This window comes from Massilia sp. FBCC-B171, assembly GCF_059134155.1.
Map to the genome: position 1 here is coordinate 2,130,640 of NZ_CP101443.1, position 12,448 is coordinate 2,143,087.

At 65.2% G+C, this 12,448-nt stretch carries 12 protein-coding genes; 8 read left to right on the plus strand and 4 right to left on the minus strand.

Annotated features, from left to right (window positions below):
• The first annotated feature begins 2 nt into the window (after window positions 1-2).
• The 6 genes from pcaF to NMB41_RS09775 all read left to right on the plus strand — a co-directional run bounded on the left by pcaF (window position 3) and on the right by NMB41_RS09775 (window position 6,113).
• A complete protein-coding gene (gene pcaF, locus NMB41_RS09750) occupies window positions 3-1,205 on the plus strand; it encodes a 3-oxoadipyl-CoA thiolase (protein WP_494382253.1) in 1,203 nt (400 codons plus the stop codon).
• A gap of 179 nt (window positions 1,206-1,384) precedes the next feature.
• On the plus strand, window positions 1,385-2,251 hold the full coding sequence (locus NMB41_RS09755) for a branched-chain amino acid ABC transporter permease (protein WP_494382254.1): 867 nt from the start codon (window positions 1,385-1,387) through the stop codon (window positions 2,249-2,251).
• Between the two features lie 68 nt (window positions 2,252-2,319).
• On the plus strand, window positions 2,320-3,297 hold the full coding sequence (locus NMB41_RS09760; protein ID WP_494382815.1) for a branched-chain amino acid ABC transporter permease: 978 nt from the start codon (window positions 2,320-2,322) through the stop codon (window positions 3,295-3,297).
• On the plus strand, window positions 3,294-4,046 hold the full coding sequence (locus tag NMB41_RS09765) for an ABC transporter ATP-binding protein (RefSeq protein WP_494382255.1): 753 nt from the start codon (window positions 3,294-3,296) through the stop codon (window positions 4,044-4,046). The genes NMB41_RS09760 and NMB41_RS09765 overlap by 4 nt, the downstream gene beginning before the upstream one ends.
• Window positions 4,039-4,740: an ABC transporter ATP-binding protein gene (locus NMB41_RS09770; protein WP_494382256.1), complete on the plus strand. Its 702-nt coding sequence runs from the start codon at window positions 4,039-4,041 to the stop codon at window positions 4,738-4,740. The genes NMB41_RS09765 and NMB41_RS09770 overlap by 8 nt, the downstream gene beginning before the upstream one ends.
• Window positions 4,741-4,988: 248 nt before the next feature.
• A complete protein-coding gene (locus NMB41_RS09775) occupies window positions 4,989-6,113 on the plus strand; it encodes an ABC transporter substrate-binding protein (protein WP_494382816.1) in 1,125 nt (374 codons plus the stop codon).
• 207 nt (window positions 6,114-6,320) lie between these two features.
• Here the strand turns inward: NMB41_RS09775 and NMB41_RS09780 are convergent, their stop codons facing one another.
• The gene (locus tag NMB41_RS09780; protein ID WP_494382257.1) at window positions 6,321-6,830 is read right to left on the minus strand and encodes a MarR family winged helix-turn-helix transcriptional regulator; all 510 of its coding nucleotides are present in this window, start codon (window positions 6,828-6,830) and stop codon (window positions 6,321-6,323) included.
• 238 nt (window positions 6,831-7,068) lie between these two features.
• On the opposite strand from NMB41_RS09780, the gene NMB41_RS09785 reads away from it, so the two are divergent.
• Together NMB41_RS09785 and NMB41_RS09790 are read left to right on the plus strand one after the other, a co-directional pair.
• Window positions 7,069-8,112: an aromatic ring-hydroxylating dioxygenase subunit alpha gene (locus NMB41_RS09785; RefSeq protein ID WP_494382258.1), complete on the plus strand. Its 1,044-nt coding sequence runs from the start codon at window positions 7,069-7,071 to the stop codon at window positions 8,110-8,112.
• Window positions 8,109-9,065: a PDR/VanB family oxidoreductase gene (locus NMB41_RS09790; protein WP_494382259.1), complete on the plus strand. Its 957-nt coding sequence runs from the start codon at window positions 8,109-8,111 to the stop codon at window positions 9,063-9,065. Before NMB41_RS09785 ends, NMB41_RS09790 begins: the two co-directional genes overlap by 4 nt.
• 157 nt (window positions 9,066-9,222) lie before the next feature.
• On the opposite strand, the gene pcaCD is transcribed toward NMB41_RS09790, so the two are convergent.
• Genes pcaCD through NMB41_RS09805 form a run of 3 tightly spaced genes read right to left on the minus strand, consistent with a single transcriptional unit; the run spans window position 9,223 to window position 12,436 of the window.
• Complete coding sequence (gene pcaCD / locus NMB41_RS09795) at window positions 9,223-10,485, minus strand: bifunctional 4-carboxymuconolactone decarboxylase/3-oxoadipate enol-lactonase PcaCD (RefSeq protein WP_494382260.1); 1,263 nt, start codon at window positions 10,483-10,485, stop codon at window positions 9,223-9,225.
• Window positions 10,486-10,491: 6 nt separating this feature from the next.
• Window positions 10,492-11,886, minus strand: coding sequence for a 3-carboxy-cis,cis-muconate cycloisomerase (gene pcaB / locus NMB41_RS09800; RefSeq protein ID WP_494382261.1), 1,395 nt, complete (start codon window positions 11,884-11,886; stop codon window positions 10,492-10,494).
• A gap of 28 nt (window positions 11,887-11,914) precedes the next feature.
• Complete coding sequence (locus NMB41_RS09805) at window positions 11,915-12,436, minus strand: peptidase associated/transthyretin-like domain-containing protein (protein WP_494382817.1); 522 nt, start codon at window positions 12,434-12,436, stop codon at window positions 11,915-11,917.
• Window positions 12,437-12,448: the final 12 nt, after the last annotated feature.

A 12,448-nucleotide genomic window follows, 5' to 3' on the forward strand; every position in this document is an offset into this window, starting at 1 on the left:
TCATGACTGATGCATTTATCTGCGATGCGATCCGCACCCCGATCGGCCGCTACGGCGGCGCCCTGAAAGACATGCGCGCCGACGACCTCGGCGCCGTGCCCCTGCGCGAACTCATGAAACGCAATCCCGGCGTGGACTGGACCGCCGTGGACGACGTGATCTACGGCTGCGCCAACCAGGCCGGCGAAGATAACCGCAACGTGGCCCACATGTCGTCCTTGCTGGCCGGCTTGCCGCCGGAGGTGCCGGGCACCACCGTGAACCGCCTGTGCGGCTCCGGCATGGACGCGATCGGCATCGCCGCGCGCGCCATCAAGGCCGGAGAGACCCAGCTGATGATCGCCGGCGGCGTCGAATCGATGACGCGCGCGCCTTTCGTGATGGGCAAGGCCGACAGCGCCTTTTCGCGTCAGACCACCATTTACGACACCACCATCGGCTGGCGCTTCCCGAACAAGCAGATGAAGCACCTGTACGGCACCGATTCGATGCCGGAGACGGCCGAGAACGTGGCCGTCGACTACAAGATCTCGCGCGAAGACCAGGACAAGTTTGCCCTGGCCAGCCAGCAAAAGACGGCGCGCGCCCAGCGCGAAGGTTTATTTAACGACGAGATCGTGCCGGTCCTGATCCCGCAAAAGAAAGGCGACCACATCGCTTTCGCACAGGACGAGCATCCGCGCGAAACGAGCATCGAAGCGCTCGCCAAGCTGAAGGGCGTGGTCCATCCGGACGGAACTGTGAGCGCCGGCAACGCCTCGGGCGTGAACGACGGCGCCTGCGCCGTGCTGCTGGCCAGTAGCGAAGCGGCCGAGAAGTATGGCTTGACCAAGCGCGCCCGCGTCGTCGGCATGGCGACCGCCGGCGTGCCGCCGCGCGTGATGGGCATTGGCCCGGCGCCGGCGACCAAAAAGCTCATGAAGCAGCTTGGCATGTCGCTCGACCAGATGGATGTCATCGAACTCAATGAAGCGTTTGCATCGCAAGCTCTGGCGGTGCTGCGCGAACTGGGTATTGCCGACGACGATCCAAGGGTTAACCCCTACGGTGGCGGCATCGCCCTCGGCCATCCGCTGGGCATGAGCGGCGCCCGTCTGGTGACGACGGCCATGTACCAGCTGCACCGCACCGGCGGGCGCTATGCGCTGTGCACGATGTGTATCGGCGTGGGGCAGGGGATTGCAATGGTGATCGAACGCGTCTGACCCGGTCGAGCGTGTGAAAAAATCGCCACGGCTGCGTTGCATTCGTCTCGCCGTACTAGCGTACTGTCTTCGACGATGCGCCTTGCCCTGACGATTTTTTCACACGCTCGTAGCACCACTATAAATACAAGCAGGAGACAAAGCATGAACCAGTACGAACCCACACCAGGGAGGCAGCCATGATCGGTAATTTCATCGGCGTGCTCTTCGACGGCATCGCCTACGGCAGCCTGTTATTCCTCATCAGCGTCGGCCTCTCGGTCACGATGGGGATGATGAACTTCATTAACCTCGCGCACGGCGCCTTTGCCATGGTCGGCGGCTATGTCTGCGTGATCCTGCTGCAAAAACTCGGTATGCCCTTCCTGGCCACGCTGCCGCTGGCCTTCATCGCCGCGGCCGTGGTCGGCCTGGTGCTGGAACGTACGCTCTACCGCCAGCTCTACCAGGCGACCCACCTCGACCAGGTGCTGTTCTCGATCGGCCTGACCTTCATGGCCGTGGCCGGCGCCACCTTCCTGTTCGGGCCGACCCAGCAGCCGGTGAACCTGCCGGACTGGCTGCGCGGCCAGGTGCACGTGCTGGGGCTGGACGTCGGTTCCTACCGCCTGTTCCTGATCGGCGTCGTGGTGCTGGTCACGCTCGGCCTGTACTTCCTGATCGAGCGCACCCGCTTCGGCGCCCAGATCCGCGCATCGGTCGACAACCAGACCGCCGCCGCCGGTCTCGGCATCAACGTCAGCCGCGTCTTCAGCTTGACCTTCGCGCTCGGTTCCGGCCTCGCCGGTCTCGGTGGGGGCCTGGGCATCGACGTGCTGGGGCTCGATCCGAGCTTCCCTGTCAAATACATGGTCTATTTCCTGCTGGTGGTCGCCGTCGGCGGCGCCGGTTCCATCAAGGGTCCGCTGATCGCGGCGCTGATCCTCGGCGTGTTCGACGTCGCCGGCAAATACTATGTGCCGGAAGTGGGCGCCTTCGTCATCTACACGCTGATGGTCGTGCTGCTGATCCTGTTCCCATTCGGCCTGGTACGGAGGAAAGCATGAGCGCCTTTTCAACCTCAACCCTGAAAGCCAGGACCGCCGGTGCGCCGGAAACTGAACCGACTACCGCCATGAACAAATCGATGCTGCGCCTGCCGAACGACCGCTGGAAGCCGCTCGAGATCGTGTTCTGGCTGCTGCCGGTGGCCTCCTTCTTCCTGTTTCCGGAATACCTGGTCCTGATCAGCCAGATCATGATCATCGGCCTGTTCGCGCTCTCGCTCGATTTAATCCTGGGTTACGCCGGCATCGTCTCCCTGGGTCACGCAGCCTTCTTCGGACTGGGCGCCTACACCGCCGGCCTGCTGTCGGTGCATGGCTGGGGCGAGCCGATCTCCGGGCTGTTCGCAGCGGCGATCGTTGCCGGCATCGGTGGCTTCATCGTCAGCTTCCTCGTCGTACGCGGCCAGGACCTGGCGCGCCTGATGGTCACGCTCGGCATCGGCCTGATGCTGTTCGAGGCGGCGAATAAAGCCGCCTTCATTACCGGCGGCGTCGATGGCCTGTCCGGCATGGTGATGGGGAATCTGTTCGGCACCTTCGAGTTCGACCTGTATGGCAAGACCGCCTTCTGGTACAGCTTCGCCGTGCTCTTCATCCTGTTCGTGGTGCTGCGCCGGCTGGTCAACTCGCCCTTCGGCATGTCGCTGCGCGGGATCCGCGAAGGCGGACGCCGCATGCCGGCCATCGGCGCCGACGTCGACCGCCGCCTCAAGATGATCTTCACCGTCGCCGCCGCCGTGGCCGGCGTGGCCGGCGCGCTGCTGGCGCAGACTACCCAGTTCGTGGGCCTGGACGTGCTGGGCTTCCCGCGTTCGGCGGAACTGCTCATCATGCTGGTGCTGGGCGGTACCGGGCGCCTGTATGGCGCGCTGATCGGCGCTGCCGTGTTCATGATCGCCCAGGACAAGATCTCGGGGCTCGATCCGGCTTACTGGCAGTTCTACATTGGCCTGTTCCTGGTGCTGATCGTGCTGTTCGCACGCGGCGGCATCATGGGCGGTGCCGAGAAAATCTTCAACCGTCTGAAGCGCAAGGAGCCAGCATGAGCAACACATTGCGTACCGAAGGGCTCTCGAAACAGTGGGGCGCTTTCAAGGCCAATACCGACGTGTCTCTGACCTTCGAACCGGGCGGGCGCCATGCGCTGATCGGCCCCAACGGCGCCGGCAAGACCACCTTCATCAACCTGCTGACGGGCGGCTTCGCCCCGACCAGCGGCAAGGTGTACATGGGCGGCGAAGACATCACGAAACTGCCGCAGCACGAGCGCGTGAAGCTCGGCATGACGCGCACCTTCCAGATCAACACCCTGTTCGCCGGCATGACCGTGCTCGAATCGGTGGTGCTCGCGATCTGCGAACGGCGCGGCCTGCAGAAAGTGTGGTGGAAGACGGTGGAAAAGCACGATGACGTCGTCGACGAGGCGATGGAGCTGCTGGCCACACTGAAACTGACGAAGGAAGCCAATTCCATCACGCGCAGCATGGCCTATGGCAAACAGCGCCTGGTCGAGATCGCGCTGGCCCTTGCCACGAAACCGAAGATCCTGCTGCTGGACGAGCCGGCCGCCGGCATCCCTTCGGCAGAAAGCAAGGAACTGTTCGAAGTGATCGCGGGCCTGCCGCGCGATGTGACGGTGGTCTTCATCGAGCACGACATGGGCCTGGTCTTCCGCTTCGCCGACCGCATCACGGTGCTGGTGGGCGGCAAGGTGCTGACCGAAGGGACGCCGGAGGAGATTGCCGCCGACCCGCGCGTAAAAGAAGTGTATCTGGGGGAGGCCGAACATGGCTGAATTGCTGGCATTGGACAAGGTCACCGCCGGCTACGGCGAATCGATCGTGCTGGAAGACGTGAGCTTCACGATGAACGAGGGCGACAGCCTGGCACTGCTGGGCCGCAACGGCGTCGGCAAGACCAGCCTGCTGGTCACGCTGATGGGCCTGACGCGCCTGCACAAGGGCGCGATCCGCTGGAGCGGTCTTGATATCGCGCGCGTGCCGACCTATAAACGGGCGCAGTCGGGCCTGGGCTGGGTGCCGCAGGAACGCCACATGTTCCCCTCGCTTACCGTCGAAGAACACCTGACGGTGGTGGCGCGTCCGGGATCATGGACGCTGGCCAAGGTCTACGAAGTCTTCCCGCGTCTGCACGAGCGGCGCGCCAACATGGGCAACCAGCTCTCGGGCGGCGAGCAGCAGATGCTGGCCATCGCGCGCGCCCTCATGACCAATCCGCGCATCCTGCTGCTGGACGAGCCGATGGAAGGGCTGGCCCCGATCATCGTGCAGGAACTGGTGCGCGTGATTCGCCGGCTCGTCGCCGATGAAGGCATGTCGGTGATCGTGGTCGAGCAGCATGCGCGCCTGGCGCTGTCGCTGACCTCGCGCGCCATCGTGCTGGACCGCGGGCGCATCGTGCACGACTCGGATTCAGCCAGTTTGCTGGCCGATGGAGAAAAGCTCGATCGGCTCGTGTCCGTCGCCTGACGCCATTATTTGAAAACATACCCGTAGGGTGGGCGGGTTCCCCGCCCACGCGTCGATAGTTGGCGGCCAGATCATCGGGCCCGGAATTGGAGCCAGTAACTATCACCGCGTGGGCGGGAGGCCGCGGGGCCGCCGAGGCCCACCCTACGGGTCTTAAGCAAGCGTCCCAAGGACGCACACATAAAAACAGGAGACACACCTTGAATACCCTGAACCAAACCCGCCGCCACATTCTGCTCGCTGCCTCTATGTTGTCCGCAGGCGTCGCGACCGCCGCCGAGCCCCTGAAGGTCGGCCTGATCGTCCCGATGTCCGGTCCCTTCGCCTCCACCGGCCGCCAGGTTGACGCCGCCGTCAAGCTCTTCATGCAGCAGAACGGCGCCACCGTCGCCGGCCGCGAAGTGCAGATCATCCTGAAGGATGACGGCGGCGTCTCGCCGGACGTCACCAAGCGCATCGCCCAGGAGCTGGTCTCGCGCGACAAGGTGCAGGTGCTGGCCGGCTTCGGCCTGACCCCGCTCGCCTTTGCCGCCGCACCGGTCGCCACGCAGGCCAAGGTGCCGATGATCGTCATGAACGCGGCCACCTCGGTGATCCCGCAGCGCTCGCCCTACATCGTGCGCACCGGCTTTACGCTGGCCCAGGTCACGGCGCCCATGGCGCAGTGGGCGGCCAAGAACAAGATCAAGTCGGTCGTCACCTTCGTGTCCGACTACGGTCCCGGCATCGACGCCGAAAAGGTCTTCGTCAAGGACTTCACCGCGGCCGGCGGCAAGATCGTCGCCTCGCTGCGCGCGCCGCTGCGCAATCCCGACTATTCGCCTTTCCTGGCGCGCGTGAAGGATGCGAAACCCGATGCATTGTTCGTGTTCGTGCCCTCGGGCGAGGGCGCCGCTGTCCTGAAGCAGTTCACCGACCGGGGCCTTGCGCAAGCGGGCATCCGCCTGATCGCCACCGGCGACGTCCTGGATGATGACCTGATGCCGAGCATCGGCAACGCGGCGGTCGGCGTGGTCAGCAGCCACCATTATTCGGCGGCCCACCCGTCGCCGGAAAACAAGGCCTTTGTTGCCGCCTTCACCAAGGCGAACAAGAACATGCGCCCGAATTTCCACGCAGTCGGCGCCTATGACGGCATGCACCTGCTGTACGCGGCGCTGAAGAAAACCGGCGGCAAGAGCGACGGCCCTGCGCTGCTCGAAGCGATGAAAGGCCAGTCCTGGACCAGCGTGCGCGGCCCGGTCACGATCGACCCCGCCACCCGCGACATCGTCCAGACGGTCTATATCCGCAAGGCCGAGCAGGTCGACGGCGGCGTGTTCAACGTCGAGTTCGACAAGGTCGAGAAGTTCAAGGACCCGGGCGTGGAGTAAGGGAAGGGCGGACACGGGGTTGACCTCGTGTCCGCCAGTCCGCGGCCGGATCCGTAGGGTGGGCACTCCGTGCCCACGCGGATTCAAAACACCGCGAACAGTACAGGCAACAGCCCCACGTACCGAAATGACTCGGTGTTCGTGAAGGTCGCAGACACGCGCGCGCCCGCAACGCGTGGACTCAGGAGTCCACCCTGCGCCCCCGAGTTATTTTGCCGTCGCGTCAAGCGCCACCAGCCCCGCCAGCGGCGCGCGGCTCTGCTCATTATTCTCATGCACCAGCTTCGCCAGCAGCCCCATGAACACCTGCTGCTCCTGCGTACTCAAGGGTTCCAGCAAGCGCTGGCGCAGCCGCTGTGCCCCCGGCACCAGCGCGTCAAGCAGCGCCTGCCCAGCGGCGGTGATGGTCAAGGCCCGCTGCCTTCGGTTATGCGGAATCACCTTCCGTTCCATCAGCCCCTTTTCCTCGAGCCGCGCACACACCGTCGCCCCGGTCGAGGTATCGATCGCCGCCAGGCCCGCCAGCGACACCTGGTCGATCCCCGGATGCTCGGCCAGCCGGCTCAGGATCGCGTACTGAACGGGCGTCAGTTCGCGCCCCATTTCGTCGTAAAAAATCGACACCGAGATCTGCTGGGCACGGCGCAGCAAGTGGCCTGGATGCTGGTATAAATCAAGCTTTTCGCCCGGGACCAGGGCTGATTTTTCTTCAGGCATATTTCTCTAGGTTAGGTGACGCTGCGCACCGTCAAAAAAGTTTGAAAACACAGTTTACTTCGTGCCGCAAACGCGTGATACTTTTCTCACATTCAGTGCACTGAATATAAACGACTAAATCAAGAGCGTCTAACAAAATCGTCAGGGCAAGGCGCATCGTCGAAGACAGTACGCTAGTACGGCGAGACGATGCAACGCCGCCATGGCGATTTTGTTAGACGCTCGAAAGGAGACAAGGATGTTCCCGAAAAACGCTTGGTATGTTGCCTGCACGCCCGACGAGATCGAAAGCAAGCCTTTGGGCCGCCAGATCTGCGGCGAGAAAATCGTGTTCTACCGCGGCCAAGGCGGCAAAGTCGCCGCGGTCGAGGATTTCTGTCCGCACCGCGGCGCGCCGCTCTCGCTCGGTTTCGTGCGCGACGGCTCGCTCGTCTGCGGCTACCACGGCCTGGAAATGGGCTGCGACGGCAAGACGATCAGCATGCCCGGCCAGCGCGTGCGCGGCTTCCCCTGCATCCGCAGCTATCCGGTCGAGGAGCGCTACGGCTTCATCTGGGTCTGGACCGGCGACAAGGAAGCGGCCGACCCCGCCACCATCCATCATTTGGAGTGGGCCGAGAATCCCGAGTGGGCCTACGGCGGCGGCCTGTACCACATTAACTGCGACTACCGCCTGATGGTCGACAACCTGATGGACCTGACCCACGAAACCTATGTCCATGCGTCTTCGATCGGCCAGAAGGAAATCGACGAGGCGACAGTGACAACCAAGGTCGAGGGCGAAGAAGTCATCACCAGCCGCTTCATGGAAAACATCATGCCGCCGCCGTTCTGGCAGGCGGCCCTGCGCGGCAACGGACTGGCGGACGATGTACCGGTCGACCGCTGGCAGATCTGCCGCTTCAACGCGCCGAGCCACGTGATGATCGAAGTGGGCGTCGCGCATGCGGGCAAGGGCGGCTACCACGCCGACGCCGCGCACAAGGCATCGAGCATCGTGGTCGACTTCATCACGCCCGAGACCGAGACCTCGCACTGGTATTTCTGGGGAATGGCGCGCAACTTCAAGCCGCAGGATCCAGCGCTGACGAACACCATCCGCGAAGGCCAGGGCAAGATCTTCGGCGAAGACCGCGAGATGCTGGAACTGCAGCAGCAGAACATCCTGCGCCACCCCGAGCGCAAACTCTTGATGTTGAATATCGACGCCGGCGGCGTGCAATCGCGCCGCATCATCGATGCCTGGCTGGCGAAAGAACAGACCAAGGAGATCACCGCATGAGCACAATTGAAGTGAAAGTCGCTAGCAAGCACAATGAAGCGGACGGCATCTGCAGCTACGAGCTGGTGCCCACGAGCGGCGGCGCGCTGCCTGCGTTCGAGGCGGGCGCCCACGTCGATGTCCACCTGCCGGGCAGCCTGGTGCGCCAGTACTCGCTCTGCAATCCGCCTGGTGAAACCCACCGCTACCAGATCGGCGTGCTGCGTGACGCCGACTCGCGCGGCGGTTCCGAGGCCATGCACGACCGCATCGACGTCGGCACGGTGCTGACGATTTCCGCGCCGAAGAACCACTTCCCGCTGGTCGACGCCGAGCGCACGTTGCTGCTGGCCGGGGGCATCGGCGTCACGCCCATCCTGGCGATGGCCGAAACCCTGGCGGCAAAGGGTGCGGCGTTCGAAATGCACTACTGCGCCCGCTCGCCCGAGAAGGCGGCCTTCAAGGAACGCCTCGGCCAATCGCACCTGCGCGACCTGGTGCACTTCCATTACGACAGCGGCGACGCGTCCCAGAAGCTCGACATGGCGGCGCTGCTGGCGAACCCGCAGCCCGGCACCCACCTGTATGTCTGCGGGCCGCAGGGCTTCATCGAGTACGTGCTCGGGACCGCCAAGGCGCAGGGCTGGCCGCAAGCGCAGCAGCATGTCGAATACTTCAGCGCCGCCGCCGTCGACACCACCGGCGACCAGCCCTTCGACGTGAAGCTGGCCTCCAGCGGCCAGGTATTCACGGTGCCGACCGGGACCACGGTGATCAAGGTGCTGGCCGAGGCGGGCGTCGACATTCCGTATTCATGCGAGGAGGGCGTCTGCGGCACCTGCCTGACGCGCGTGATCGAGGGCGTTCCGGATCACCGCGACATGTACCTGACCGAGGAAGAGCAGGCGGCGAACGACCAGTTCACGCCTTGCTGTTCGCGGGCGAAGACGAAGGTGCTGGTGCTGGATTTGTGATGGGTGGCGGCGCGGGCGCGTGCCAAGAGAATGCGCCCGTACCGCGTGGGCACGGAGTGCCCACCCTACGAAACCCGCGACGGCGGTGCGTGACCCGTAGGGTGGGCGGGTCCCCCGCCCACGCGTTCAACCGGCGTCAGCTCAGCCGATCAATGCATCAGAGATCCGCCACAAATCCCACAACAGTCGCCGCAAACGCCTCCGGCTCCTCGATCGCGCTCAAATGCGAAGCCCCGTCGAGCACTTCCAGCCGCGCTCCCGGAATCGCTTCCGCCAGCGCCTGCGCCATCGCCACCGGCGTCCCCTGGTCCAGCTCCCCGGCAATCACCAGGGTCGGCACCCCGATCTGTCCCAGCCGCGAAGTCGTATCGACGCCGCCCACCGCATGGCAGCACCCGACATACCCCACCGCATCCGAGGTCACCAGCCGGCGCCGGAAACGCGCCACGGTCGCCGCCTTCCGCGCCCGGAACGCATCGTGGAAATAGCGCCCCATGACTGCATCCGCAATCGCCTCGATGCCGGACGCACGCACGGTGGCGATACGCTCGGCCCACACGGCGCGCGCCGCCTCGGGATAGCCGCTCGTGGTATTGGCCAGCACCAGTGCCCGCACCAGCGCCGGATGGCGCAGCGCCAGCTCCTGCCCGACCATGCCGCCCATCGACAGGCCGACCCACACCACCGGCCCGGTATCGAGTTCGCGCAAGAGGCGCGCGGCGTCGTCGGCCAGGTCAGCCATCGTGTAGGCGGCATCTGGCGCGTCCGAGCTGCCATGCCCGCGCTGGTCGTAGGCGATGACGCGGCAGTCCGTCGCCAGCTGATTGGCGAGGCTGTCCCACATCGTCAGGTCGCACCCGAGCGCGTGGCTGAGCACGATCGTGTGGCGCGGCGCCTTGCCGTTGGCAGGCTCGCGCACGCTGTAGTGCAGGGCAGGGCTGCTGGCGGTGCGGCCTTCGCGCCCGACGCCGGAGTGAACCACCGAAACAGGCGAAACCGGTTCCAGCACATAGCCGATCTGCTCCCCGACTTCGCGCAGGATCGCCAGCGTATGCGTGAAGGCCGTGTTCGCGGCCGGCACGCCGGCGTAGATCGCCGACTGCATCAGGATTTCCTTGATCTCGTCGGGCGTCAGCTTGCTGCCCTCGGTGCCGAGGAGAGCGGCGCGCACGTGCAGCTCGAATTCTTCCCAGCGGCCGAGAGCGATGGTGATCGCGAGGACGATCGCGCGCCGCGTCTTGTGCTCCAGGCCGGGGCGGCCCCAGATCTCGTTCCAGGCGAAGCGCGTGATCAGGTTCTGGAAGTCGGCGTTGAAACTGGTCGCCTTGTTCAGCGAACGGTCGACCCATTCGTCGCCCAGAACGCTGCGGCGGTTCTGCAGGCCGCGTTCGAAATCGTGGTCAATCGGATCGAAACTCATTGTTCATCACTCTCGAAAAGGTTGGGAAGCGTCCAGCGCGGCCATGCGCTTGCGCAGGCTTGCGAGCTGGCCCTCGGCCAGGCGGCGTGCCGGCGCCAGGGCGGCGACCGGGTCGAACAGGGTAGCGAGCTGCTTCAGGTCGACGTGCGCGGCGAGCTGCGGGTCCGCCTGCACGGCATCGATCAGCAGCGCGTCGAGCCGGCGTCCTTCGCTGTTCACTTGCCCGGTCAGGCGTTCCAGCAGCGCGTGCGCCGCAGGACGCCCCATCGCGCCGGCCAGGTAGCTCGACGCGCTTTCGGCAAACACCAGGCCCTGCAAGGAGGCGATATTGCCCAGCATGCGTTCGCGGTCCACGCCAAGACCCGCAAAGGCCTCGTTCAGCGCGTGCAAGGCGCCGTGGGTCGATAAAAACAGCGGCGGCCACTCGGCCAGTTCGGCCTGCCAGTTGCCCAGGCCCCGTTCGTGCTGCTGGTCCATGCAGGCCAGCAGCGCCGCTGCGTGCTGGGGCGTGCGGCGCGAGGCGGCCAGGGCGATCATCGAGGAGACGGGATTGCGCTTGTGCGGCATGGCCGAGGAGCCGCCGCGGCCGTTGCCCGAGGGTTCGGCCAGTTCGGCGATTTCACCCTGCGCCATCAGGGAAAGGTCGGTGGCCAGCTTGCCCAGGCTGCCGCAGAGGACCGCCACTTCCAGGCCGAGCCGCACCCATTCGTCGCGCTGGGTATGCCAGGCGGCGTCGGCCACCTTCAGGCCCAGTTGCGCGGCCATGCGTTCGGCCACCGCGGCGCCTTGTTCCTTCATCACCGACAGGGTGCCGACCGCGCCGCCCAGTTGCAGTTGCAAGGCGCGCGTGCTGGCCGCGCGCAGCGATTCACGCGCACGCACCAGCGGGGCCAGCCAGCCGGCGGCCTTGAAGCCGAAGCTCGTCACCTGGGCCGGCTGCATCAGCGTGCGCGCCAGCACCGGCGTGGCGAGATTGTTCTCCGCCAGCGCCAGCAAGTGCGCGCACAGCGCCGAGAGGCCATCGTCGAGCAGCTGCAGTGCGTCGCGCGTGACCAGCACCATCGCCGTGTCGATCACGTCCTGGCTGGTGCTGCCCCAGTGAACATGGCGCGCCGCGGCTTCGTCATACAGCGCCACCGTCCGCGTCAATTCCTTGACCAGCGGGATGGCCAGGCTGCCGGCGCGCCGGCCGGCGTGGATCAGGGCCGGGATGTCGTAGAGCTGGGCGTTGCACACGCCCGCAATCGCGCTGGCGGCGGCAAGCGGAATCAATCCTTCCTCTGCCTGCGCCCGGGCCAGCGCCGCCTCGAAACGAAACATCGCCCCGACGATCGCCGCGTCGTCGAAGGCGGCAATCATGTCGGAGGTCGTGAGAAAACTGTCGAAGATCGATACGCTCATGGATTTCCCTTGTGATGCCGCTCCCGGGTCATACGTAATCGAAGAAGACGGTTTCCTTCTCGGTCTGCATCCAGATGTCCCAGGTGTAGGCGTTCTCCCCGGTTTTGCGCGCGAGGAGGGTGGCGCGGCGTTCTTCCGGCACCTGCCCGAGTATCGCCGATTGCGACAGGCCCGCGTCGTCTTCCAGGAAGACGGCCGTGAACTGGTGCTTGACCAGGCCGCGCGCGAAGACGGTCACGTACATCACCGGTTCGCCGCGCGTTGCAGCTTCAGTCTGCGAGATGCACAGCGAGAATTCGCCCGCTTCGCCGCTCGGCACGCGGCGGAAACCAGGGATCGCATGTTCGTTTTCCGCGTCTGCAGCGCTGGGTGTCCAGGCTTCGATCTGGGCGTCGTTAATCGGCGCGCCGTTGCCGTCGTAGATGACGCCACTGATGTTGATCGTCGGCGCGCTCGACTTCACGTTGGCCGGCGTGCAGGCGTCGACCGCCCATTGCCAGGCTTCGTGCGAGAAGGGGCCGATGGTTTGCGAGGTGGTGATGTTGGTCATAGATTTGCTCAT